The organism is Clostridium beijerinckii, assembly GCF_018223745.1.
Lineage (GTDB): Bacteria > Bacillota > Clostridia > Clostridiales > Clostridiaceae > Clostridium > Clostridium beijerinckii.
This window is the reverse complement of sequence record NZ_CP073653.1, coordinates 5807501-5834303: the sequence shown is the minus strand read 5'-3', so window position 1 is coordinate 5834303 and position 26803 is coordinate 5807501. Positions and strand designations below refer to the sequence as shown.

Below are 26803 nucleotides of genomic sequence, written 5' to 3'. Positions count from 1 at the left end.
ATGGAAGCACAAGTACGGATTTAAAAAATCTGTATTTAGTGCTTTATTTTTTTATTAAAAGTAGATATAAGAATAATATATGGGGGGATTGCTATGAGTTTAAAGCTTAAATATCTGTTGAATAGAAATCTAAAGGAACATTCAGAAAAAGTATTTGAAGGAATATCAAATGGAAGAAAAAAGGCATTAGATAACTGGTTTAATGACAAGTGGGCACAATTAGAAAATATTAAGAATTCACTTGTGGCATTAGAAGACAATGATAATATAGTATGTAATTATTTAATTGAAACCGTAAAAAAGCATGAGGACTTTTGCGAAATATTTGTTTTAGATGAGAAAGGAATAGTATCAGTTTCTTCGTGCAAAGAGCATATTGGATTAGATATGAGTGATTTACCTAATCTAAAAGCTGGATTAGAAGGTAGGCCTTTAATGTATGGACCATATATTGATAAAAGAACCCTACATACTGATATAAGTAATAAGAAATTTGCTGATGATGTTACATTAATGTTTTCCAGTACATGCAAAAATCACAGTAATCAAATTAGAATATTATGCTGCAGAACACTAAATGATGATATGAGCAACGTAATTCAAGATGAGGATACTCATATATATAAGGATTCTGGAGATAATTACTTATTTATGGTGAAGACTAGCAGAGATATTAAGCCCGGAACAGCAATATCTAGAAGCAGATTTGAGGATAATACATTTACTTTAGGTGAGAATCTTAAAGATGGAGTTAAAACAAAGAGTTGGGGTACAGTTAGAATTAAAGAGCATACCGAATTTGAAATAATTTTTAATGATCCGGCTACAAGTAAATTACATCGAGGAGTTGAAAATACAATTCGAAATGGTGAAAATCTAGATTGTTGGCCTGGATATCCAGATTACAGACATATAATGGTGGGAGGTAAGGGAACATTAATAAAACCCCCGAACTGTGATGAGGTATGGGGAATGATGTGTGAGGGTGATATAGCTGAGATATATAATTTTCAAAGTATTAATTTAAAGATGCCAATATCTATATCAATAATATCAGCAATTTTAATTGCAGTAAATTTTATAGCAATTAAATTATCACCGAATAATAGTATATTTACATCTATAGCAATGTGGATTATATTATCACTGTTTTCGTTATTAATATCTAAAAGAATGATTTCATCCCCTTTAAGTAGAACGATAAATATATTACAAGATATTGCGGAAGGCGAAGGAAATTTAACCAAAAGAGTTGAAAAAATGTCATCAGATGAAATCGGAGAGCTGTCGCGATGGTTCAATAAATTCATAAATAATCAGATGAGCATGTTATATAGAGTGAAAAGATCAGCTAAAACTACAAAAAAATCAGTAAATATAGTTTCTAATATAACAAGCGAAGTTAAAAATGGAATGGGAGTCATTGAAAATACAGTGATAACTTTACTGGAAAATTCTAAAGACCAAAATCTAGTATTCCAAAATACAAAAAACAAATTTTCAGATATTACAGCATCTATTCAGGAAATGGATAGTCTTATATTAGAAGTATCAGGTATAGTTGAAGGAACTAATGAAAGTGCAGCATCGGCACAAAGCATATCAAAAGAAGTCTTGAGTAATATGGAGGATTTAGAAAAGACCATCGAGAATACAGTAGAATCTATAAGTACTTTACAGGGATATTCACAGGAGATAAGTGAAGTAATTAATGTTATAAGAAATATAAGTAAGCAGACACAACTTCTAGCGCTTAATGCATCAATTGAAGCTGCAAGAGCAGGAGAGAGTGGAAAAGGATTTTCTGTAGTAGCGGAAGAAATATCTAAGCTAGCACTAGAAACAGAAAGTGCTACCAAGTCAATAAGTAATGTCATTAATCAAGTCCAAAAACAGACACAAGCAACATTTGAATATGCAGAAGAGATAAATACTAAGGTAGATATATCTACAGCGAGTGTAAAAGAATCTATTCAATCATTTGATCATATTAATGATGATGTAAATATAATAGCTAATGCGATGCAGTCAATATCAGAAATAACTTCGACCCAGAGCCAAAGTGTTGGGGATGTTATGAATAATTTAAGCACTATGGCAGATAAAATAGAACAATCTACCGAAAATAGTTCAAATAAAAGTGAAGAATCACTGTCTATGGTTAAAAAAATATTATTAGAAATAAGACAACTAAAGCAAGCAACCGATGTACTGGAATATTCGTCAGATAATTTAAATGAGATGGTTGGATCATTTAAATTAAAGTAAAAAATAATATAAAATATAATTAATATCATGCTTTTGTTAATGTAAGAGGAAACTAATAGTAAGTCTTAATTATTAGGGAATTTTTAATCTATCATTTGGAAACATTATTTGCACGCAGTTTTTTTGATAGCATGTTAGCAAAAGCATGGTTTAATAATTAGAGGATAATCAAGTCAATACAATTAAATTTCTATAAAGCAAATTTTTTAGAACATACATATTAAAACTGTACAAATAATATAAAGAACTTTATCCATAGAATTAGAATAAAATGTGGATAATTTTTTTTATGAACTTTAAAATGTGGATTATATTTTTATATTTAGAGAATTATCATACCATTTGTGTAAATAATAAAAATATATTATAATTTTATATAGTTGCAAGTGCAACTATATAAGTTGTGATTAGGTTTATGAATGTTGAGTTATTATATATAAACTCTATTTTTACAGCTAGATAAAACATGTATAAACAGAAAGGATAAAACATATGGAAAGTACGGATAAAAAAAGATGGTTAATATTATTTACTACTGTACTACTGACATTTATGTCCACACTTGATAGTAGTATAGTGAATGTAGCACTTCCTGTAATGTCGCAGAGGCTTGCAGTAAGTATGGCATCTATAGAATGGGTAGTAACGAGCTATTTAATAGTTATTGTAGGAACTATTCTTATATTTGGAAGATTAGCTGATATTAAGGGTAAAACTTCAGTTTTTAAATTGGGTATAATTATTTTCACGATTGGTTCACTTTTATGTGGATTATCTAATTCATTAGTAATGTTAGTCTTCTCGAGAATATTGCAAGCAATTGGAGCTGCAGGAACCATGTCTACAAGTCAAGGAATTATAACTCAGGTTTTTCCAAGAAACGAAAGAGGAAGGGCGCTAGGATTAAATGGAACTTTTGTAGCATTAGGTTCAATGATAGGTCCACCAGTAGGAGGAATAATTGTATCGATTTTAAGTTGGCAGTATATTTTTTTAATAAATGTGCCTATAGGAATTTTGGCATTAGCTTTAGCAATGAAGACACTTCCTAAAAATTCTAATAATTCAAATGAAAAATTAGATATAAAAGGTGCAACTTTATTTGGATCAACTATGGTACTTTTATTCAGTGCTTTAACTTTTGGCAAGGAAATTGGATATGACAATATAGGAATCATTATATCATTTGTTGTCTCTATTATATTATTTATTTTATTTATAATTGTTGAAAAAAGAATTGATGAACCATTATTGAAACTAGAGATATTTAGTAATTCATTATTTTCGCTCAGTATTTTTTGTGCATTCATTTCATTTGTGGCAATAAGTTGTTCAAATATTATATTGCCATTTTACCTACAATACGTGATGAAACTAGCTCCTTCAGTTACTGGTGTATTAATGATGGTATCACCAATAATTTTATCAGTTGTTGCTCCAATGAGTGGGTATATATCAGATAGAATAGGATCTGAAGTTTTAACATTTTTAGGACTTATTGGAACTAGCCTAGGTTTATTTTTAATATCAACTTTAAATGAATATTCTCACATAGGTGCATTAATTGCCTTTATAGCAATAATGACACTAGGAAATGGGATGTTTCAGTCACCAAATAATTCATTAGTTATGTCTACAGTAGATACAAAAAATTTAGGGATTGCTGGAAGTATAAATGCGTTAGTTAGAAATTTAGGAATGGTTTTTGGAATATCACTATCAACAACTCTTTTATACAATAGGATGAGTAGTCAAATAGGATATCATGTTACAGGATATATAGAGGGAAGAGATGATATTTTTGTATATGGGATGCAATATGTATATGTTGCTGCAGCTATAATATGTGCATTAGGAGCGGTGTTAACAGCATACAGACTATATAAAAGACAAAATCTAGAATTAAAGTTGAAGCTCTATAAATGAATAGAATGATATCTCTAATTGTTGTTAGTTTAAAACTTAGTATAAAATATAAATAGTATTAAGAAATAAAAACTGTAGCTGAGTAAAGAATTTAGCTACAGTTTTTATTTTTAGTTAGGGGCTGCTCCAAATTGGCTTAAGTGTTTGGAATAGTATTATGTATGATATTTTATGGAATACTAAGTGCATAGATATTTTAAATATAGGGTAAAAACCCTTGCACTTAGGAGTGAATTTATATGTATTCAATTGATAACCAATTAAAAATAGAAGATTTTATATTTCCATACGGAGAATTAGATAAAAATAATAGGTGGGTTAAATTAGCGTCAATAATACCATGGCATGAATTTGAAGAAACATATGCTAAACAATTCATTAATAATGGTCGTCCATCAAAACCATTTCGAATTGTATTAGGAAGCTTAATAATAAAGCAAAAACTTAATTGTTCCGATCGTGAAACGGTATCTGCTATCGCCGAAAATCCTTACCTTCAATATTTTATTGGTTTGAAAGAATTCCAAAATTCCGCACCATTTGGAGCGTCTTCAATGGTTGAATTTCGAAAAAGAATTGATGATGATATGATTATTGAAATGAATAATACTATTCTTAAAGATACTACTAAAAATAATGATGATAAAGATAAGCATGACGATAATGATGATGGAAATGATTCAGATCAATCTAATCAAGGCACTATCATTATTGATGCAACATGTACTCCAGCCGATATAACTTATCCACAAGATTTAAATCTTTTAAATTCTGCAAGAGAAAAAACTTGAAGGATATATTGATCAATTGCATAATCCTTCTGAATCTAAAAAGCCTAGAACTTATAGGAAAATTGCGCGTAAGGATTTTCTAAATGTTTCAAAGGCCAGAAAGAAAAATTCTAAAAAGATGCGCAAAGCTATAAGGAAACAATTAAATTATATTGCTAGAGATATTGGATATGTAGTAAATTTTATTGCGAATGGAAAAAAGCTTAATAGTCGACAATCAGAAGAATATGAAGTGATTTTACAGTTATATCATCAACAAAAATATATGTTTGATAATAGAAAACATACAGTAGAAAATAGGATTGTTAGTATCAGTCAACCACATGTTAGACCAATTGTTAGAGGAAAAACTAAAGCTCCTACGGAATTCGGGGCAAAAGTTGAAATAAGTGTTGCTAATGGTTATGTTAGAATGGAAAAGTTGAGTTGGGATGCTTACAACGAATGCGAAAGCTTAATACCTATAACAGAGAGTTATAAAGCAAGAAATGGCTTTTATCCTGAAAGAATATTGGCTGATAAAATTTATAGAAATAGAAAAAACTTAAACTATTGCAAAGAAAATGGAATTAGCATTACCGGCCCTGCTTTAGGCAGACCTAAAAAGAATAAAACTAAAGCTGAAAAAAATCAAGAGTATGTTGATACATGCGAAAGAAATGAAGTTGAGGGAAAGTTTGGTACTGGTAAAACTAGATATGGTTTAGCCAGAATATTTGCAGATTTAAAAGAAACTGCTGAGTGCGTTATTAATATGGCATTTTTTGTAATGAACCTTGATAAAAAATTGAGGGTCATTCTACGCCATTTTACAAATTACTATATTTTGGAATACTACATATAAATATAGGGGGTTTTAAAGCACCCCCTAGTTATAATATAGGTATGCATAAAATAATTAAAGGAGATAACAATGAACATAACGATAATAACAGTTGGTAAAATAAAGGAAAAGTATTTAAGGGATGCTATAGAAGAATATTCAAAAAGATTAGGAAGGTATTGCAAATTAGATATAGTTGAATTGGTGGATGAAAAAACACCAGATAATGCGTCAGAAAAAGAAGAAGAGGTAATTAAAGAGAAAGAGGGGCAAGGAATACTAAATAAAATTAAAGACAATATGTTCGTTATAGCAATGGATTTAGGTGGAAAGCAACTAACATCAGAAGAATTTGCAGGATACATAGATAACTTGGGGGTAACAGGAAATCCCAATATAGCATTTATAATAGGAGGAAGCCTAGGAATCTCAAAAAGTGTTTTAGCAAGAGCTAATTATAAATTATGCTTTTCAAAGATGACATTTCCACATCAGCTTTTTAGAGTAATGCTATTAGAGCAAATTTATAGAGGATTTAGAATAATTAAAGGTGAACCATATCATAAGTAGACATAAAAGAAAAATAAATTAAATCAATAAAAAATAGTAGTTACGTAATTCGTATCTGCTTTTTTTATTATAGTTTATATTAATATTAATAATAGTATTGTAAATAGCATAATTATAAGTGTTGATATAAATATAGAAACTTTAAATATATCTTAAATTAAATAAGGAGGAATAGAAATAAAGAAAAACCTTACAAGTAAAAATAATTGCTTTTATAAGATAATGGAAGGAAAAGTTATATTATCTTTAAAAGAGGAGGGATTTTAAGCTTTAATTGTCTATTATGGAATAAAATAGATAAAATAATAGTTGAAAAGTATACCTTAGAGGTATACAATAAATGTATACGGTTTAGGTATACATTTAAGGAATATGTTTGGGAATATGGTTTTACAGATTTCATAGAATGACATTGGTGAAACCGTATAATTAAAGGGAGGTGTATTTATGTTTTTCAAAACTACAGAACAACATGAAAATTTGAGAACAAAAATAAGAGAATTTGCTGAAGAGGAAGTTAAACCTATTGCATTTATGTTGGATCAAGAAAATAAATTCCCTTCGGAAGTAGTTCAAAAGCTAGCTGATATGGGAGTGATGGGTATTCCGTATTCAAAGGAGTATGGAGGAGCTGGCCTAGATGTGATCAGCTATGCGATAGCTGTCGAGGAATTATCAAGAGTTGATGGTGGGACAGGAGTAATCTTATCTGCACATACATCATTAGGAACATATCCAATTGCAGCTTTTGGAAATGAGGAGCAAAAACAAAAATATTTAGTACCATTAGCAAAGGGTGAAAAGCTTGGAGCATTTGGTTTGACTGAAGAAAATGCAGGTAGTGATGCAGGAGGAACAGAAACAACTGCTGTACTAGAAGGAGATTATTATATCTTAAATGGCGAGAAAATATTTATCACTAATGGTGGTGAGGCTGATATTTATATTGTTTTTGCAGTAACTACACCAAACATTGGTACACGAGGTATTAGTGCATTTATCGTTGAAAAGGGATCAGAAGGTTTTAGTTTTGGTAAGCATTATGATAAGATGGGAATTCGTTCATCAGCTACTGCAGAGCTTATTTTCAATGATGTAAAAGTTCCTAAGGAAAATTTATTAGGTAAAGAAGGCGATGGTTTCAAAATTGCTATGTCTACATTAGATGGTGGACGTATCGGTATTGCTGCCCAAGCTTTAGGAATAGCACAAGGTGCTTATGAGAATGCCTTAGAGTATTCAAAAGAAAGAGTTCAATTTGGTAAACCTATTTGTCAGCAACAAATAATAGCTTTTAAATTAGCTGATATGGCTACAAAACTTAGAGCAGCAAGATTCCTTATTTATAGTGCAGCAGAGCTTAAAGGAAATCATGAGCACTACAGCATGGAAGCAGCAATGGCTAAACAATATGCTTCTGATGTTTGTCTTGAAATTGTCAACGATGCTCTTCAAATCTTTGGGGGAAGCGGATATCTTAAAGGTATGGAAGTTGAGCGTGCCTATAGAGATGCTAAAATCTGCACTATATATGAGGGAACTAATGAAATCCAGCGTGTTGTTATAGCCGCTAATATTATAGGAAAAATGCCAAAAACAGAGAGTGTAGCAAAAACTTCAAGGGAACCTGCAACAGGATATCGTAAGAAGGTAATTTATAAAGATGGTACACCTGAAGAAAGAGTAAATTCTCTTGTAGAAGCTCTTAAGAAGGATGGATATGATTTTTCTGTAGGAATTCCTATAGATACTCCAATAAGCAAGGCAGAGAGAGTAGTTAGTGTAGGACAAGGCATAGGAGAAAAGGAAAATATGCATCTTATAGAAAAGCTTGCAGTTCAGGCTGGTGCAGCAATAGGTTCTTCTAGACCAGTAGCTGAAACTTTAAAATATGTTCCAATTGATCGTTACGTTGGTATGTCAGGGCAAAAATTTAAAGGAAACCTTTATATTGCATGTGGTATTTCAGGTGCAGGTCAACATTTAAAAGGTATAAAGGATGCTTCTACAATTGTTGCAATTAATATAAACCCTAATGCAAAGATTTTCAAAAACGCAGATTACGGCATAGTTGGTGATTTGATGGAAATACTACCTCTACTTATTGATGCTTTAGACAATGGTGAACCAAAGAAAGAGGCTCCACCAATGAAAAAGATGAAGAGAGTTATTCCGAAAAAAGTCACTCCAACTTGGAAACATTATGTATGTAATGGATGCGGTTATGAATATGATCCTGGAGTAGGTGATCTAGAAGGTGAAGTAAACCCAGGAACACTTTTTGAAAATTTACCTGAAGAGTGGACTTGCCCAGCTTGTGGTGAAGAAAAAGATATGTTTATAGAAGTTTAAAACAGGTAATAAATAAATTTTTTGTTTAAAGGAGGATTAGCTATGTATTGTGTTAGAGAAGTAACTGAAGATCTTTATTGGATAGGGGGAAATGATCGTCGTCTAGCTCTTTTTGAAAATGTTCATCCTATTCCAAGAGGTGTTTCTTATAATTCTTATTTACTTTTAGATGAAAAGACAGTGCTATTTGATACTGTAGATTGGTCAATTTGCAGACAATTTCTTGAGAATATTAAGGGAGTTTTAGGAGATAGAGACTTAGATTACATGGTCATTAACCATATGGAACCTGATCATGCAGCGTGTATTGAAGAAATTGTTATCCGCTATCCTAATGTAAAGATAATATGTACTGAGAAGGCATTTTTATTTATGCATCAGTTCGGTTTCCAAATAGAAGATAAGGTAGAACAAGTCAAAGAGGGAGATACTATGTCATTTGGAAAGCATAATGTTGTATTTGTTTCTGCCCCTATGGTACATTGGCCAGAGGCTATGGTAACATATGATACTACAAATGGAGTGCTGTTCTCAGCTGATGCTTTTGGTTCATTTGGTGCATTAGATGGAAAGCTATTTAACGATGAAGTAAATTTTGATCGTGATTGGATTGATGATGCTAGAAGGTATTACACAAATATTGTAGGTAAATATGGGCCTCATGTTCAGGCTCTTTTAAAAAAGGCAGGCACTATAGATATTAAGATTATCTGTCCGTTACATGGACCAGTATGGCGTAATGATTTTGGATATTTACTTGATAAGTACGATAAATGGAGTAGCTACACACCTGAGGAAAAGGGCGTGATGATTGTTTATGGAACAATGTATGGTAATACAGAGGCAGCAGCAAATGAGTTAGCAACAAGATTGGTTAAAAAGGGGATTACCAATGTAGTTATGTATGATGTTTCCAAAACTCATGTTTCGTATCTGATTTCTGAAACATTTAAATATAGTCACGTTGTGTTAGCATCAGTTACTTATAATTTAAAGATTTATCCACCAATGCTGGACTATATAATGGATATGAAGGCATTAAACCTTCAAAAACGTACTTTTGCTATTATTGAAAATGGATCATGGGCGCCTCAATCAGGTAAATTAATGCGTGAATTATTAGAAGAAATGAAAGATATGACTATTTTGGATAATGAAATTTCAATTAATTCTAGCATGAAAGAAAGCGATGAGGATTTAATGGAATCTATTGCTGATAGCATTATTGAATCAATGAAATAATACAGAAAAGATATGAATTTTAATCAACTCGTAAATTATAATAACGAGTTGATTAAAATTATAATAAAGATAATAGCACTTAAGATTAGCTTGAAGGTTCATAATGTTGAGACATATTATTAAAAAATCAATTATATAGGATAAAGAAGTTAATTCATAATATGTATTTCAATAAAAAAATGAATCTGAATGTGTTATTATCCAGATTCATTATAGATATTAAAAATATAGTTTCTTATTTCCTATATTTAATGGGTTCTTATATGTTTAATCCTATTCTTCTGTTTTCGATAATCTCCTCTAACTCATCAGCAGCTTTGATTACATCTTCTTGAACAATAAGCTTACCGCCTGTTATATTAACTAAATCTTCTTTTAAAACTTTAGTGACAACTTCACTTCCATCTATAAAAGGAGATATTGCAACATGTAGTGGCAGACCTAATGATAGTCCAAATGCAGCATCGGCTAATGCTTGCTCTTCAAGCCATTGTGGTGCTGATAATACAAGGGGAAGTTGAGGTATATCTATACCCAAGTTTTCAGCAAGTTCAGTTGCTACCATTTCTAATCTTCCAATAGCTAGACATGGACCAAAGTTTAATACTGGTGGAATGCCTAGGGATTTGCACACATCTCTTAGATTATCACCTGCAAGATCAGCTACTCCAGGAGACATAAGACCAACATTTTCAAGGCCTCCAGAAGAACATCCGGCTGAAAGAACTAAAATATCTCTTTTTATTAATTCTTTAGTTAGCTCAACAGTAAATACATCATGTCCTTTAGCTGTTAAGTTGGAACAGCCTACAACACCAGCTATCCCTTTGATTTTTCCTTTTGCTATTAAGTCAATAAGACCGCTCCAATTTCCACCTAGGAACTCTTTTAAAGATCCTTCACTAACACCAGTTACAACATCATCATGTCCATGATCTTTAGGAATGTCTATTGTGACGTTATTTCTTCTGTTCTTATAACTTTCTAATGCTTCGTAAATGATCTTTTCACTAATTTCTTCAGCGTTTCTCATATCAAAATTTATATATTCAGCATTTTTCTTCTTAGCAACATCATCTATACAGATAGTTTTTACATTAAATTTCTCAGCTACAGGTTCAAGTCCTGGTATTGTACAGTTAAATTCTGAGACAATTAAATCTATAGCACCAGTTGCGAGTACGGCTTCACTTGTATAATTATTTCCAGCATGGCCTGAAAAAACTTCAGTATAATGCTCTCCTCTTAACTGTAGATCTTGGCCTACGCATGTGCAGCCAACTAATCTAAAGCCCTTTGCACCTAATTTCATTGCTCTTTTTGTGACATTCTCATCAATTAATTTATCTTGAAGATGTGCAATATCAGAATGCTGATGACCTGTAATCATTATGTTGATATAATCCTCATCTATTACTCTAAAGCCAACTTTAGCTTGTCTGATTTTTGGAGCACCTAGCATAACATCATTTAAAAGGTTAGTTAACACTAGACCATATATTCCAGTAGCAATTCCAAGTTGAAGTGAATTAAGCAGCATATCTACAGGATCACTATTTAGATTTGTTGAAGTTTTTACTAGAGCATCAAAAACTTCGGATTTTGCACCGCCAGGTAAAATATTTAATTCCTTCCACTTATGATATCTTGGAGCATAAGCTAATTTTTCTACCAATTCCATTTTTTCAAATCTTGGTTTATATAAATCCCTAAGAACTTCATCAGCTACTTTAATTGCTTTGGCATTTATATCTGATTCAACAATATCAAAGATTTCAGCAAGCTTATCCAATGTTTCTGGGCTTTTTATTTTTAAATTACCTTTTCCTTCACCAATGTCTTTAAGGTTTCTTGCTGTAGTTTCCACTACGTGAAGGTAACATGCGGAACCTGCTGCTATCGCTCTTAAAAAGTTTCTTGATACGATAGTATCAGCATCCGCACCACATACACCTTTAGGTGATTTAGGTGTTATCTTACATGGACCATTCGAGCAGAGTTTGCAACAGACTCCTTCTTTTCCGAATTTACATTTTGCTTTTTGTGTTTCAACTCTGTTGAATGATGTTTCTAGATCTTCTTTTGATGATAAAAATTCACATAATTTACAATCTGCTGATGTGCACATTGACATATTGATCATCTCCTTTAATTTTATATTTAATATTTAACCAAAAGTATACTAAAGAGGTATAGTTTTAAGCAAATATAAAAGGCTTTCGCCTCTTATATTTACATGTATAAAGTTACCATGGATCATTCTTTAGTTTATCAAAGTTAACCTTTTCTAGTTCATTTATCATTGTATTTTGAATATTGTATAAAGCCTTGTGTATAGAACAGTGACCAGCTTTATTTGCACTACAAGCCTTGCCATCGTAAACGCATCTAGTCACAATAATTGGACCTTGTATAGCTTCAACCACATCTTTTAAGGTTATATCTTTAGGCTCCCTAGTTATAGCATAACCACCATTAACACCTCTATAAGACTTTAATATTCCTGCTTGAGTTAACTTTCTAGTTAGTTTTAATAAAAATCTAAGAGGAATATTTCCTTTTTCAGATAGAGATTTTGCATCAAGTTTGTTATCTAAACCTTCTTTGGATAGCATAAGTATTATTCTAAATGCGTAATCAGATTCTTGATTAATATTCATAAAATTTACTCCTTAAAGTATACCCATTTGGTATAATTTATCATAGTACAATTTTTTGTAATTGTCAATGTTTAGGTTATTGCGATATCGCAATTAAATAGAATGAATAATAATATACATTAAAATAAAATTCATGAGTGTCTTTTAACATAATGATTATAAAGGGAATACTATATAAGTAAAGCAATTTATTTGAGGTGAGGCTTATGTTTGGATCTTTTATAACAATGCTTACTGGAATTCGTATACTGAAAAATATGAATAAAAGTTTATTGGGAATTATTAAATATGAAAAGCCAATAGATAAAGGAATAGAGATTGCTGGTTATGATTATGATTCGGTACAAGATATATTTTATAGTAATATGAATGCATGGCAAAGAAATATGGGATATAGTAGATTGTATGATGAAGCATCAGCACCTTTTGGAATGATAGTAGATTGTGAACCAATCTATTTTAAATATAATAATAGAATATGGTTAATCGAATTATGGAAAGGTCAATACGATTTGAATACTGGATGTGAAGTCGGTGTGTATACAGCCGAAAAGCCTATATTAAACTTACCAGAAGTATATAAGTATATGTTTTATAATTGCGCTAGCGATGAAGATAGATTAACAATCTCTCTTTCGCTAAAAAAGAATGGAAAAACACTTTTCGCGTTAGATGATAAGCATTGGTGGTTAGCAGGCTTTAAACTTGGTGAATATTCAGAGCCTTCTGAATTAGTGATGTATTTAAATATTACTTTAAAGGATGAAGAAATGTGCAGTTCCTTTGTAGAAGCAATAAAAAAGATAGGATATGAAGAAAATAAGGAGTTTATTGTAAATGGAAATACTGTAGGTTTAACATTTGATAAACCGCACACTACTCAACCTATTACAAGGACAGAGCAGACTGATAAGATCATACAAATGAAAAATAAACTGTTATGCGATAAATATAATGATATTACTAGAGTATATAGTAATTTAACAGATAAAATAAATGCAATTCAGAAACAGGCACCAGAAATCTATTCAGAAATAGTAGATAAAGCAGTATTGAGAAAATATTTGAGAAGCATGAAAAATACTGAAACTGAGTAACGTAATATTAGGAAGGCAGAATATATATCCTGCCTTTACGTTTATATTGAGTCATAGCAGTTATAACTGCCATTGGCTCTTTTTTTCTCAGCATTCTTACTTATATAAGAACCTTCTATAACTTTATTATATCCTTTTTTGGATACAATAGATTTAATATAATCTAGATGAGGACATCTGTCATAATGATAATTATCATTTGTCATGCAAGATGATAAATGTATCACAACATCTTCTTTATTTATGTTATTTTTTAACTTAAGTTTTTTCGAGAGATGTTCTAATTTAGTAGCAATACTTTTTCCGCAGCATCCTCCACAGGTAAAGGAAATATATCTGGTTGATTCGTTGTAATTTTTAAAAACGTCATCTCTGTTGTAAAAGGCATTTGTACAGGCAAATCCACTACAACGGTTATGAGCAATGTCGCACTGGATAATAACTACATATTTTTCATCCATTAAATTTTATCCCCCTTTTTAAATAAATGATTAGTAACTGTATATATAAGTTGTATATAGAACAATTATATAATTAATTATATCTCAATAAAAGTATATATAAGATATTAAATATAATTTAGTATAAGTAACAAAATAAAAGCATTATACATTGGTAAAAAAAGTTAAATAAATTTATAAAAAAAGGATATGCAGCGTTAAATTATCTACTACAGATCCTTTTTATAAATAAACCTGAATTATTCATAAAATTATATGAAACATGCTTTGCATGGCTCGTTAAGCTGTTCTTAACAAATTCAAAACTTCACTTATTAAGTGAAAAAATATAGAAAAATAGACTCAAATTTGTTATGGTTAATTTGCGAAAAAAAACAATTAACAAAGGAGAGTCTATATGGGTAGTTTATTAGAAAAATCTTTGAATTTCAAGAGAAATGTAAAAATTAATTTTGATGGTGGAAATTTAACATCAGATTCTGGTCTTATTTTATATAGTGAATTTGATGAAAGAATAGGTTTTTCAAGAACTGTAAAAGATGTTTTTTATGTTAATGATGGAATTAATCATAGAGAACATACAAACGAAGAGATATTACTACAAAAAGTTTATCAAAGAATAGCTGGCTATACAACCGACGATAATTCAGATGAATTAAGATATGATCCAGCGCTTACTACAATTTTAGATAAAAATGCACTAGCTTCACAGCCTACAATTTCACGTTTTAATAACAATCTCGATAAAGAAAACTTAAGACAATTTAATAAAATAAATGAGTTGGTTTTGGATAAAGTATACTCAATTGATATGCCAAATCAAATAATTTTGGATATTGATTCTACTAATTTTGAAACTTATGGTAATCAATATGGTTCAGCATACAATTCACATTATTCAGCAAATGGATATCATCCACTATTAGTTTTTGATGGACTAACAGGTGATTTATTAAAGGCAGAGTTGCGTTCTGGAAATGTTTATACATCAAGAAAAACAGTGGCTTTTATTGGTCCATTATTAAAAAGGTATTCAAATAAATATATTTGTACAGACCTATACATTCGTGGCGATAGCGGTTTTGCTATACCTTGGACTTTATGAAATTGCAGAAGAACATGATGCTAAATATGCAATAAGATTAAAAGCAAATGCAACATTGTATAAGTATTCTGAAGAATTTACTACAAGAATGGAGATATTATGCAAAAGAAATATCTATGACCATTATACTATATATGGTGAATTTGTATATAAAGCAAAGAAATGGACTAAAGAACGTAGAGTTGTTGTGAAATTAGAAAAGAAAGAAGGTCAAATGTGTATAGATTATACTTTTGTTGTGACTAACATGACCAGCCATCCAGAAGCTGTAATAAAATTTTATTGTAATAGAGGAACAATGGAGAATTTTATTAAAGAAGGCAAAAACGGCTTCGCTTTCGATAAAATGAGTAGTTCATCTTTTATCGCAAATGCTAATAAGCTTCAAGAGATGGTTTTAGCATACAATTTAAACAATTGGATTAGAAGATTATGTTTTACAAATTCAATGAAATCTCTAAGAATAGAAACAATACGAATGAAAATAATTAAAGTAGCTGGTAAACTTGTAAAGAGTAGTAGATACTTAAAATTCAAACTCTGTAGTTCATGTGCTTATCAAAATGAGTTTTGGCATATTTTAAAAAATATCAATTCACTGCCGTTATTAAATTGATTCAGATTACAATTTAATATGTAAGATATGGTTAAAACCTAAAGTCCGTAGCGAAGCTGTACGTATATTTAGAAAAATAATTAAAAATTAAGAAAAGAAATAGCTAATAGCATGAAAAACTAACTTTCTTATGTTATTAACTATATCTATGAATAATTCAGGATAAATAATATTAATTTATGCGAATAATGCGACAAATACTAAAGTTAAAGTACTTACAAGTTTTATAAGTACATGGAGTGATGGTCCAGCAGTATCTTTAAATGGATCACCAACTGTATCACCGACGACACTAGCTCTGTGGGCTTCGGAATTTTTACCACCGTGCTCTCCTAATTCTATAAGCTTCTTAGCATTGTCCCATGCACCACCACCATTATTTAAGAAGAGAGCCATTATAACACCAGAAATGGTTGTTATCATTAGGAATCCAGCAGCAGCTTCTTTTCCTAGAAGAACTCCAACGATTATAGGGGCAGAAATTACTATGATTCCAGGAAGAACCATCTCCTTTAGAGCACCTTTTGTAACTATATCAACACAGCGAGCATAATCAGGTTTTGATGTTCCCTCCATTATTCCTGGTATTTCTTTAAATTGTTGTCTAACTTCAAGTATTACATATTGAGCAGCCTTACCAACAGCTCTAATAGCTGTAGAGCTAAATAGAAATACTATCATAGCGCCTATAAAGCCACCTATAAATACTTCAGGTTTACCTATATCAACTGAAAACCATGAATCTAAAGGTTTTCCAAGAAGTTTTTTAACTTCATCTAGGTATGCAGAGAATAATAGAAAAGTAGCGAGTGCAGCTGAACCTACGGCGTACCCCTTTGTTAATGCTTTTGTAGTATTACCGCATGCGTCTAATCTATCAGTTATATTTCTAATTTCTTCGGGAGCTCCGGACATTTCTGTAATTCCACCAGCATTATCAGTAATTGGACCAAATGTATCCATGGCAAGAATATATGTGCAGGTTGAAAGCATTCCCATGGTTGCAATTGCTGTACCATACAAACCTGCATTTGCAACATTAGGCAATGCCATTTCGCTTAATCTATAAGATATAAATATACAAATAGATATACAAACAACAGGAAGTGCAGTTGATTCCATACCAACTGATAATCCAGTTATTATATTAGTTCCAGCTCCAGTTTTAGAAGCAGTAGCTATCTCTTTAACAGGTTTATGCGTTATTGAAGTATAATAATCAGTTAAAACTACAAATACATAGCTAAGCAGTATTCCAGCAACCGCACATCCATATAGATAGATATAGTTTACTTGCCCACCAGTTGTAAGTGAACCACTTAACATATCTTTAACTACGAAAAATAGTATTACTAAATTAATTATGGAAGTTATAACAAATCCGCCTTTTAAAGCTTTCATAGGATCATCATTATCATTCTTAACTTTAACAGCAAAGATACCTATTATTGAAGCGATGATACCAAGGGCACGAGCAACAAGCGGAAATAGTATTCCTTTCCATCCAAATATAGGGTAAAGTCCAACGCCTAGAATCATAGCACCTATATTCTCAGCGGCTGTAGATTCGAATAAGTCCGCACCTCTACCAGCACAATCACCTACATTATCACCAACAAGATCAGCAATAACAGCAGGATTTCTAGGGTCATCTTCAGGGATACCAGCTTCAACCTTTCCGACGAGATCAGCACCAACATCGGCAGCCTTTGTATATATGCCTCCACCAAGTTGAGCAAATAACGCGACGAAGGAAGCACCAAACCCAAATCCAACTATAAGAGAGGGGGCTTCTTTAATTAAAGTATCGTTTCCAGAAATACCTCCATAGATAAGAAATAGGGACGCTACACCTAAAAGAGATAGGGAAGTAACAGCTAGTCCAGTAACAGCACCACCTTTAAGAGCTATTTGAAGAGCATTGTTTAATCCCTTTTTTGCGCCAGCAGCAGCTCTTACATTAGAATTAACAGCCATATACATACCAATATAGCCAGATAAAGCTGAGCAGAATGCGCCTGTTATAAAAGCTATACCTGTATGTAAAGATATAGATATGGCAGAGCTTGGACCTTTTGATGCATTGCCGAAATAGTTAGAAAGTATGATTAAAAATAAAGCAACAATGGATAAAACAAAGATGGTTTTATATTGTCTTTTAATGAATGCCATAGCACCTTCCTTAATGTAAGTTGATATTTCTTGCATTTGGCTAGTGCCTTTGTCTTGAGAAAATGTATACCTGACCAAATAAATGATTGCTATAAGTGAAATAATTATAACACTATAAATAAGCATAAAATATGGTACCATTTAAAACATCCCCTTTATTTTTTATATAAATTTGTTATACATATATATTATACAACAAAATATTCAGAAAATTCAAAAATTTTCAACTTTTTCTATAATATATATTATGCTTAAGCATAATAAAATAAGCAAAGTAAATATATATTTATAGAAAGTTTGGAGAAACCTCTAAAATATATATTACCTTGCTTAGTAGTTAGTAATAAAATCATAGTATTTTAATTTATAGTACTATCTATCATTGTTAAGTGTAATGAATTTTAAGTTTAGAACTTAGGATTTATTTCATCCCTTTGAATTCTTCGTAAATCTTTTAGTCTTAGATGAGTTTTTTCTCTAATTGCACTCCAGTGTTCTCCATCAATCATCATTTTTTTTGCCTCATTTTTTAGAGATTCTTTTTCTTCGTAGCTCATAAATTATAACCTCCTTTTATTTCATTTATACAAATTTAGTTTATCATTAATAAAATTATCTATTCGTCGTTTATAAAATTTAATATAATATGAAATTCAATTGAATTTTACATTATGGTATTTATGGAATGTTGAAGCCTACTATTGCTATCATTACAAACTAGTGTAATGATTTGACTAGAATGTATATTAATTAACTGAATGTATAAGTCAAGAAGAATAATTTATAATGTTGAAAATAAAAAAATTTATATAAAAAGCAAACTAATAGTTTCATAAACGATATAAATCTTATGGTTGAAAATGGAAGATTGGTAAGCAGTGAAGCAGATAGAGAGTTTAGTAATACATTAATAGATCTTATATTAGATAAAGAAGTAATTGGTAGTGGTGAAATATATAGATCAAATAAAACATAGCGATTATATTCATAAAAACAAAGGAAATATTGGTGTTATATTTAGAGATGAAGGTTTTTATGAAAGATTTACAGTAGAAGAATATATGAGATATTACACAGAAATAATGTTAAAGTTCTCATTGCTAGAGATTGCAGATAAGTAGTTAATATGCTAACATACTTCATTATGGGAATGAAGATTCCTTACACAGGACATTTTATTATTATAACAACATTAGTAGTTATATGGTTTATATAACCTGGATGGGTAATAGGAATTTTAGCAGAAAATCAGGCTAGTGCAGAAATCATAGGAATGCCGTTTTTCATGGTTATATTTTTAGCGGGTACTTTAGCAAAAATGAATAATATAGCCGGAATGGCAGCTAAATTTTTACCTAACTATAACATGCAAGTATTACCAGGCAGAATTTTTACTAATGAACCTTTAAATATAAATTTTGCGTATAATATATTAGTAATTCTATTGTGGATTATAATTGGTGCTGGAATTTTTGTTTATGCTTATAAGAAAAAGACTGATTCGATCATCAGTCTTTTTTTTAATAGTAACTTAATTTGAATAGTTATTCACCAAGATATGCACTCTTAATACTTTCATCATTAAGAAGAACTTGGGCATTACCTGATTTTACTATATTACCGGTTTCAAGAACATAAGCTCTATGTGCAATGGCAAGGGCCATATTTGCATTTTGCTCAACTAAAAGTATAGTTGTTCCTGATTTATTAATTTCAACAATTGTATCAAAAATATCTTTAACCACAAGAGGTGCAAGCCCCATTGAAGGCTCATCTAATATAAGCATTTCAGGTCTGTTCATAAGAGCCCTTCCAATTGCAAGCATTTGCTGTTCACCACCAGAAAGAGTACCAGCTTGTTGTTTTATTCTTTCCTTAAGTCTTGGAAACTTAGCAAATACCATTTCCATGTCTTTTTTAATTTCTGCTTTATCGTTTCTTAAATAAGCACCTAGTTCTAGATTTTCTAAGACCGATAGCTGAGGAAAAACTCTTCTTCCTTCTGGTACATGGGAAAGACCTAGAGAAACTATTTTATTAGCTGCAACCTTATTTAATTCAGAGCCCTTAAAAGTGACCGTACCAGATTTTATTGGTTCAAGGCCTGATATAGCTCTAAGAGTAGAAGTTTTGCCAGCACCGTTGGCGCCTATTAATGTCACTATTTCACCCTGTTTTACTTCAAGGGAAATGTCCCTTAGTGCATGAATTACACCATAATATAGATTAATATTTTCTACCTTTAGCATTTTTAAGCCCCCTCTCCTAGATAAGCTTCAATTACCTTAGGATTATTTTTTATTTCTTCTGGAGTGCCTTCAGCAATCTTTTTTCCGTAATCAAGGACTGCTATTTTATCACAGATTCCCATAACAAGTTTCATATCATGCTCAATTAAAAGAATTGATATATTAAACTTATCTTTAATCCAATCTATAAGCTTGGTAAGTTCTACAGTTTCCTGAGGATTCATACCAGCAGCAGGTTCATCTAATAATAGAAGAGATGGCTTTGCAGCTAAGGCTCTTACTATCTCAAGTTTTCTTTGTTCGCCATAAGGGAGATTGCTAGCTAACTCATCTTTTTTTCCATCGAGAGAAAAGACTTTTAATAGTTCAATACTTTTATCTATAATTTCAGCTTCTGTTTTCCTAAATTTAGGAGTTCTAAAGATGGAATCAAATATAGAATAATTTATTCTATAGTTAAAACTTACTTTAACATTATCAAGAACAGAAAGATGAGAAAATAGACGTATATTTTGAAAAGTTCTGGCTATTTTCTTTTGTGTAATATTATAGGGTTTAAGACCTTGAATCTTTTCTCCAAGATAAGATATAGTACCTTCAGTTGGAGTATAAACACCAGTTAACATGTTAAATACAGTAGTCTTACCAGCGCCATTAGGTCCAATAAGCCCGACAATTTCTTTTTCATTTATTGTTAGATTAAAATCTGACACTGCCTTTAATCCACCGAATACAATTGATAAATTTTGAACTTCTAGCATTGAATTAAGCCTCCTCTCTATCATCTGATTTTTTCCTTGGTATTAATTTACCAAAGATTTTAAGAGAAATTTCTTTATCTCCGAATAATCCTTCAGGTCTGAATATCATAAGTAGTATTAAAGCTAATGGATATATAACCATTCTGAAATCGCCCATACTTCTCAAAAGCTCTGGTAAGAAAGTCAGCATTATAGCTGAAATAATTGATCCAGACAAAGATCCCATACCACCAAATACAACAAAAGTTAGATAGTCAATTGATTTGTTAAAATCGAAAAGATCTGGTTTTATATATCCAGAATAGTGAGCATAAAGTCCACCAGCAAGCCCTGCAAAAAAGGCAGCTATAACAAATGCCATCATTTTGTATTTTAATGCATTGATTCCCATAGATTCAGCGGCTATTTCATTTTCACGAATAGAAAGCATTGCTCTACCCTGGGACGAGTTAATTATATTTTTTATTATGACTATACTAGCTATCATGAATATGAAAGCAACTGTAAAAGTTGTTTTTGTTGGGATGCCGGTAAGTCCACGTGCGCCACCAACTGTATCAATATTCATAATTACTATTTGGATAATTTGGCAAAAGGCTAAGGTTGTTATTGCAAAATAGTCACCTGTAAGCTTCAGTGTAGGATATCCAACTAATGCCGCTAATATACATGCAACCACAGCACCAATAAGTATTGAAGCAACAAACGGCATATGCGCTTTTTGTGTTATTATAGCTGATACATATGCACCTATGGACATAAATCCAGCATGTCCTAAACATAATTGACCAGTAAATCCAACAATTAAATTTAGGGATACGGCTAAAATAACATTTATTAAAGCGAAAGTAATAATTCCTTTGTAATATGAATTAATAACATTTGCACTTATTAAGCCAAATAGAACTCCATATGTTATTAAAACTCCAACAATTATACAAATATTTTTTTTATTAAATAAATTCTTCATAATTAACACCTACACTTTCACATTGGTCTTTTTACCTAATAGACCAGAAGGCTTAATTAAAAGTATTATAATTAAAATTGCAAATACTATTGCATCTGAGAAGTTAGTTGAAATATAAGCTTTAGCAAAAGTTTCAAGTAATCCTATAGCAATTCCACCAACAAGGGCTCCAGGTATACTTCCAATTCCACCAAGTACTGCAGCAACAAAAGCTTTAAGTCCAGGCATAGCTCCCATATAAGGAGTGATACTAGGGTAAGATATCGCAACTAAAACTCCAGCTATACCAGCTAAGGCTGAACCTATTGCAAAAGTAAGAGAAATAGTATTATTAACATTTATACCCATAAGAGAAGCTGCTTCCATATCTTGAGAAGAGGCTCTCATGGCTTTTCCAACTTTAGTTTTATAAACAATAAATTGTAGTAAAACAACTAGAAAAGCAGAAACTCCAAACATTAATATTGTCTTTATATCAATTTGAATAGTTCCTATATTAATACTCCCAGCATTAATTAAATCCGGAAATGGTTTTGGATTAGATCCAACTAATAATCTCATAGCATTCTGTAGGAATAAAGAAACACCAATAGCTGTAATAAGCAAAGCAATTCTTGGAGAATTTCTTAAAGGCTTATAAGCAATTTTCTCTATAATTATTCCAGATAATGCTGAAACTGCCATAGCAACTAATAATGTTGGAATTAATGGCAATTTTAATGTTGAAGCACAATAGAAGCCTGAAAAGGCTCCTATCATATAAATCTCACCATGAGCAAAATTTATTAACTGTATTATTCCATATACCATTGTATATCCTAATGCTAGGAGGGCATATACGCTACCTAACGCTAAACCGTTAATGATTTGTTGTAAAAATTCCATTGTATATTCCTCCCTTTTTTAATGATTAAGGATTAACTTTATCAGCTAAAACTTTTTTATCTCCATCAACTTTAATAATAGCAGCACTCTTTATAGCGCTTCTATCACTACCAAATTTGATGTTTCCAGTAACACTGTTCATTTCCATTGAAGCCAAAGCATCTTTAATAGCAGCACCGTCTGTCTTTCCGGCCTTTTCTATTGCTTTAACTAATATTTTAGATGTGTCATATGAAAGAGCAGCGAAAGAATCTGGTTCTTTGTTATATTCCTTTTTATATGATTCAACAAATTTCTTTACATTTTCATCTGAGTCTCCAGAGTAGTAGTGATTGATATATAATGCACCATCTACAGCTTTTCCACCAATTTTAGCTAATTCTTCTGACTCCCATCCGTCTCCACCAAGGAATTGAGAAGTTATTCCCATATCTCTAGCTTGTTTAGCAATAAGACCAACAACATTATAGTAATCAGGTAATACGATTATATCTGGATTTAAGCTCTTAATTTTTGTTAATTGAGCCTTAAAGTCAGTATCTTTATCATTATAAGTTAAGAATTCACCAACTTGTCCACCAGCACTTTCAAATTTTGATTTAAAGCTATCGGCTATTCCTTTTGAATAATCTGATCCAGAGTTATATAAAACTGCAGCTGTTTTCTTTCCTAATTTTTCACTAGCATATTTTGCAAGAACCTCTCCTTGGAATGAATCTACAAAACAGCCTCTAAACATATAATCTCCACCAACTTTAGTTATTGTTGGTTCTGTAGCTGTTGGAGTAATCATTGGAATTTGTTTTGATGTAGCATTTGGTGCTACTGCAAGTGTTGCACCTGATGTAACAGGTCCTAAAATTGCGCTTACCTTTTCATCATCAACAAGTTTATTGAAAGCTTGCATTGATGAGTTTGGATCAGCTTGATCATCTTCAAAAACAAATTTAATTTTTTTTCCATTGATTCCGCCTGCATCGTTAACTTCTTTTTCTAATAATTGAGCACCTTCTTTTACTGAAACTCCATAAGTAGATGCAGCACCAGATAATGGTCCAATAGCACCGATTTTGATGGTATCTCCGTTATTTCCACCTCCAGCTGAATTCCCGCTACAACCAGCAAGAAGAGTAATAGCCATAGCAGAGGCTAAGATTCCTGATAGTAAACTTTTTTTCATATATTTATCCCCCTTTTAACTTTAAAAAATAATATTAAAATAATAATTAATTTTATAATACTTTGATAAAATGCTATAAAGCTATCGTATATATTGTTGATATAATAACATATAGGAGTAATTATTACAAGATTGATATTTAATATTTTATATAAAAAATAATAAAATAATTATAAAAACGTTATCATGATTTATAAATTAATCAAAAATAATGTTATGTTGAGTAAAGTTATAGGTTTAAAAAGTGTGAGTGTTTTCAAAAATGTTCTCGATTTAAGGATGATTCTAATTTTTGAATAATAGCAGACTAAGATTGTGATTTATAAATAATATTAAATAAGTAAGAAGGTTGATTTATTGATATATATAGACAGTTATTGTTGAAAAGAATAATATTAATACTTAGATTATATTTAAAGTGAAGATGGTGAATTGGTTGAATAAAAAAATAATAAAATTAAATTGCAATAATTATAAAAAGTATTTTTACTATATTAAGTATCCTGTATTTGAAGAAGATTTATGTAAGTTAGAGATGAAATGTCTTTTTGGTAAAACACCAAGTGAGAAGTATTTGTTTTCAGATTTTTATATTAGTGCATCAAGGAGTCCGTTTATAAAAGAAATGATTTCAGTAGTATATGAAGAAGATTCTTTAGAACAAATAATAGACAACATCATAAAAGATAAGCTAGCTTATAACGAGTTTAAGGTCTGCTACTTAAGAACAGAATATAGTGATATAGATTATGAAGAACGTCTTAGAAGTCTTAGCCAGATAGGATTTGTAATAACAGGAGAGCCTGAAATTCACAATCCTAAAGTTATCCTTGGAGTTACACGAATTTGTGGAAAATGGATATTTGGAATGTACGAGAAAAACGATTATAAGTGGCATATTCATGATAATAAGCCGTATTCATATTCAAATTCTTTAAGCGTTAGGGTAGCTAGAGCACTAGTTAATATAGCAGTTAAAAACAATTTAGAATGCAAATTAATAGACCCATGTTGTGGAGTAGGAACAGTTATTCTTGAAGCGCTTTCAATGGGAATTGATGTTGTAGGATGTGAGATTAATAAAAGTATCGCAGAAAATGCCAAGAAGAACTTGGAGTTTTACGGATATGAGAATGTAGTGACTAACGGAGATATGAATGAGATTGAAGAGAAATATGATACTGCTATCATAGATTTACCATATGGACTGTTTACTCCAACTACCATAGAAGAACAAACATCTCTAATTAGAAGTGCACGCAGAATAAGTACTAGATTAGTCATAGTTACATTTGAAGAGATGGATGATTGTATTATTGATGCGGGTTTTAAAATAGTCGATAAATCATATGTATGCAAAGGTAAGTTTAAGAGATATATAAATATTTGTGAGTAGAAAGTTATAAATTTAATATGAAGAAAATTTTAGATTGATTTGTGAAAATATTCTTATTTTGAAGGTATTTTTAGAAGCCTAGTCTATGTATTTTAGCCATTAATTCTTATTTATTAACAAATTCCGGATTATTGTTTCATCATAATACTATATTCTTATATTTTAAATTAGCTAATTAAGTTAAGAATTATTGTATGGATACATTTGCGTTTGTATCCATACATATTTTATTATATGAGTAACTTAGAAAAAAGGGGGATTTATGTATTATGGAAAGAGGGACAATAAATAGAAATCTTGCTCAAATGTTAAAAGGTGGAGTTATTATGGATGTAACTAATAAAGATGAAGCTATAATAGCAGAGAAAGCTGGGGCATGTGCGGTAATGGCGCTTGAAAGAGTTCCTTCCGACATAAGAAAGGAAGGTGGAGTAGCTAGAATGTCGGATCCTAAAATGATAAGGGAAATACAAGAGGCGGTCTCAATTCCTGTAATGGCCAAAGTTAGAATAGGACATTTTGTAGAAGCACAAATTTTGGAAGCATTAAATATTGACTTTATAGATGAAAGTGAAGTGCTTACACCAGCAGATGATAAATATCATATAAATAAAGAAGATTTTAGTGTCCCATTTGTATGTGGTGCAACTAATATTGGTGAGGCATTAAGAAGAATAGGTGAAGGCGCATCGATGATAAGAACCAAGGGAGAAGCAGGAACTGGAGATGTAGTAAATGCTGTTACCCATATGAGAACAATGAATGATCAAATTAAAGAGATACAAAAAGCATCAAAAGAAGAACTTATGACTATAGCAAAAAATTATGGAGCACCATATGAATTAGTTAAATATGTGTGGGAAAATGGGAAGCTTCCAGTAGTTAATTTTGCAGCAGGTGGAATTGCAACACCAGCAGATGCTGCACTTATGATGCAATTAGGCAGTGAAGGTGTATTTGTAGGATCGGGTATATTTAAATCTGATAATCCAGAAAAAAGAGCTAGAGCAATAGTTCTTGCAACCACATATTATAATAATCCTGAAAAATTAGCAGAAGTTTCAGAAGATTTAGGTGGTGCTATGAGTGGTATAAATTCAACTGAAGTGGCTACAAAGTATGCTGAAAGAGGATGGTAAAATGAAGGTTGGGGTTTTATCATTTCAAGGTGGGGTTATTGAACATTTAAATCAAATAAAGGCATTAGGACATACTGGTGTTGAAGTGAAAAAGGAAAAAGATTTAGATGATATTGATGCCATAATACTTCCAGGTGGAG

General features: G+C 31.1%; 22 protein-coding genes and 2 pseudogenes (1 of these 24 only partly in view). 14 read left to right on the top strand and 10 right to left on the bottom strand.

Annotation, left to right across the window (positions count from 1 at the left end):
- Window positions 1-93: 93 nt before the first annotated feature.
- From KEC93_RS25765 to KEC93_RS25740, 6 genes and pseudogenes are all read left to right on the top strand, one after another.
- Complete coding sequence (locus tag KEC93_RS25765) at window positions 94-2268, top strand: methyl-accepting chemotaxis protein (RefSeq protein WP_077869928.1); 2175 nt, start codon at window positions 94-96, stop codon at window positions 2266-2268.
- A 492-nt stretch (window positions 2269-2760) separates the two neighbouring features.
- On the top strand, window positions 2761-4194 hold the full coding sequence (locus tag KEC93_RS25760; RefSeq protein WP_077869927.1) for an MFS transporter: 1434 nt from the start codon (window positions 2761-2763) through the stop codon (window positions 4192-4194).
- 239 nt (window positions 4195-4433) lie between these two features.
- A pseudogene (locus tag KEC93_RS25755) lies at window positions 4434-5829 on the top strand (IS5 family transposase).
- A gap of 69 nt (window positions 5830-5898) precedes the next feature.
- Window positions 5899-6378: a 23S rRNA (pseudouridine(1915)-N(3))-methyltransferase RlmH gene (gene rlmH, locus KEC93_RS25750; RefSeq protein WP_012061206.1), complete on the top strand. Its 480-nt coding sequence runs from the start codon at window positions 5899-5901 to the stop codon at window positions 6376-6378.
- 447 nt (window positions 6379-6825) lie between these two features.
- Complete coding sequence (locus KEC93_RS25745) at window positions 6826-8730, top strand: acyl-CoA dehydrogenase family protein (RefSeq protein WP_077855769.1); 1905 nt, start codon at window positions 6826-6828, stop codon at window positions 8728-8730.
- Window positions 8731-8772: 42 nt separating this feature from the next.
- Window positions 8773-9972 (top strand): FprA family A-type flavoprotein, encoded by a 1200-nt coding sequence (locus KEC93_RS25740; RefSeq protein ID WP_012061204.1) that lies wholly within the window; start codon window positions 8773-8775, stop codon window positions 9970-9972.
- Window positions 9973-10231: 259 nt separating this feature from the next.
- Here KEC93_RS25740 and cooS read toward each other — a convergent pair whose 3' ends face one another.
- Both cooS and KEC93_RS25730 read right to left on the bottom strand, forming a co-directional pair.
- The gene (gene cooS / locus KEC93_RS25735) at window positions 10232-12106 is read right to left on the bottom strand and encodes an anaerobic carbon-monoxide dehydrogenase catalytic subunit (protein ID WP_077869965.1); all 1875 of its coding nucleotides are present in this window, start codon (window positions 12104-12106) and stop codon (window positions 10232-10234) included.
- A 112-nt stretch (window positions 12107-12218) separates the two neighbouring features.
- Window positions 12219-12632: an RrF2 family transcriptional regulator gene (locus KEC93_RS25730; protein ID WP_012061202.1), complete on the bottom strand. Its 414-nt coding sequence runs from the start codon at window positions 12630-12632 to the stop codon at window positions 12219-12221.
- A gap of 206 nt (window positions 12633-12838) precedes the next feature.
- On the opposite strand from KEC93_RS25730, the gene KEC93_RS25725 reads away from it, so the two are divergent.
- The gene (locus KEC93_RS25725; RefSeq protein WP_012061201.1) at window positions 12839-13729 is read left to right on the top strand and encodes a DUF4474 domain-containing protein; all 891 of its coding nucleotides are present in this window, start codon (window positions 12839-12841) and stop codon (window positions 13727-13729) included.
- Window positions 13730-13770: 41 nt separating this feature from the next.
- Here KEC93_RS25725 and KEC93_RS25720 read toward each other — a convergent pair whose 3' ends face one another.
- On the bottom strand, window positions 13771-14190 hold the full coding sequence (locus KEC93_RS25720) for a CGGC domain-containing protein (RefSeq protein ID WP_023976232.1): 420 nt from the start codon (window positions 14188-14190) through the stop codon (window positions 13771-13773).
- 397 nt (window positions 14191-14587) lie between these two features.
- Here KEC93_RS25720 and KEC93_RS25715 point away from each other — a divergent pair.
- Window positions 14588-15911 (top strand): annotated as a pseudogene (locus tag KEC93_RS25715) (IS1380 family transposase).
- A gap of 177 nt (window positions 15912-16088) precedes the next feature.
- On the opposite strand, the gene KEC93_RS25710 reads toward KEC93_RS25715, so the two are convergent.
- Complete coding sequence (locus KEC93_RS25710; protein WP_017209936.1) at window positions 16089-18224, bottom strand: sodium-translocating pyrophosphatase; 2136 nt, start codon at window positions 18222-18224, stop codon at window positions 16089-16091.
- Between the two features lie 266 nt (window positions 18225-18490).
- Entirely contained in the window at window positions 18491-18640 is a 150-nt protein-coding gene (locus tag KEC93_RS25705; protein WP_012061198.1) for a hypothetical protein, read from the bottom strand.
- Between the two features lie 293 nt (window positions 18641-18933).
- Between KEC93_RS25705 and KEC93_RS26805 the strand changes: the two genes are divergently transcribed.
- The 3 genes from KEC93_RS26805 to KEC93_RS25695 all read left to right on the top strand — a co-directional run bounded on the left by KEC93_RS26805 (window position 18934) and on the right by KEC93_RS25695 (window position 19623).
- Window positions 18934-19059 (top strand): hypothetical protein, encoded by a 126-nt coding sequence (locus KEC93_RS26805; RefSeq protein ID WP_023976230.1) that lies wholly within the window; start codon window positions 18934-18936, stop codon window positions 19057-19059.
- Entirely contained in the window at window positions 19028-19204 is a 177-nt protein-coding gene (locus tag KEC93_RS25700; protein ID WP_173696057.1) for a hypothetical protein, read from the top strand. Before KEC93_RS26805 ends, KEC93_RS25700 begins: the two co-directional genes overlap by 32 nt.
- 164 nt (window positions 19205-19368) lie before the next feature.
- Complete coding sequence (locus tag KEC93_RS25695; RefSeq protein WP_077869880.1) at window positions 19369-19623, top strand: hypothetical protein; 255 nt, start codon at window positions 19369-19371, stop codon at window positions 19621-19623.
- Window positions 19624-19627: 4 nt separating this feature from the next.
- Here the strand turns inward: KEC93_RS25695 and KEC93_RS25690 are convergent, their stop codons facing one another.
- Genes KEC93_RS25690 through KEC93_RS25670 form a run of 5 tightly spaced genes read right to left on the bottom strand, consistent with a single transcriptional unit; the run spans window position 19628 to window position 24128 of the window.
- Window positions 19628-20332, bottom strand: a complete 705-nt coding sequence (locus tag KEC93_RS25690; RefSeq protein ID WP_012061195.1) for an ABC transporter ATP-binding protein — start codon at window positions 20330-20332, stop codon at window positions 19628-19630.
- A 2-nt stretch (window positions 20333-20334) separates the two neighbouring features.
- Window positions 20335-21093, bottom strand: a complete 759-nt coding sequence (locus tag KEC93_RS25685) for an ABC transporter ATP-binding protein (RefSeq protein ID WP_012061194.1) — start codon at window positions 21091-21093, stop codon at window positions 20335-20337.
- A 4-nt stretch (window positions 21094-21097) separates the two neighbouring features.
- The gene (locus tag KEC93_RS25680) at window positions 21098-22063 is read right to left on the bottom strand and encodes a branched-chain amino acid ABC transporter permease (RefSeq protein ID WP_023976227.1); all 966 of its coding nucleotides are present in this window, start codon (window positions 22061-22063) and stop codon (window positions 21098-21100) included.
- Window positions 22064-22072: 9 nt separating this feature from the next.
- On the bottom strand, window positions 22073-22948 hold the full coding sequence (locus KEC93_RS25675; protein WP_012061192.1) for a branched-chain amino acid ABC transporter permease: 876 nt from the start codon (window positions 22946-22948) through the stop codon (window positions 22073-22075).
- 25 nt (window positions 22949-22973) lie between these two features.
- The gene (locus KEC93_RS25670) at window positions 22974-24128 is read right to left on the bottom strand and encodes an ABC transporter substrate-binding protein (protein WP_023976226.1); all 1155 of its coding nucleotides are present in this window, start codon (window positions 24126-24128) and stop codon (window positions 22974-22976) included.
- Window positions 24129-24564: 436 nt separating this feature from the next.
- Here KEC93_RS25670 and KEC93_RS25665 point away from each other — a divergent pair, with 436 nt between their 5' ends.
- From KEC93_RS25665 to pdxT, 3 genes are all read left to right on the top strand, one after another.
- Entirely contained in the window at window positions 24565-25524 is a 960-nt protein-coding gene (locus KEC93_RS25665) for a TRM11 family SAM-dependent methyltransferase (protein ID WP_023976225.1), read from the top strand.
- Between the two features lie 269 nt (window positions 25525-25793).
- Window positions 25794-26663 (top strand): pyridoxal 5'-phosphate synthase lyase subunit PdxS, encoded by an 870-nt coding sequence (gene pdxS, locus KEC93_RS25660; protein ID WP_077309992.1) that lies wholly within the window; start codon window positions 25794-25796, stop codon window positions 26661-26663.
- 1 nt (window position 26664) lies between these two features.
- A protein-coding gene (pdxT, locus tag KEC93_RS25655; RefSeq protein ID WP_077869879.1) for a pyridoxal 5'-phosphate synthase glutaminase subunit PdxT crosses the window boundary here: on the top strand, window positions 26665-26803 show its 5' end (the start). The gene runs 434 nt beyond the window's last position; only the first 139 of its 573 coding nucleotides appear in the window; its start codon is at window positions 26665-26667; the stop codon falls past the right edge of the window.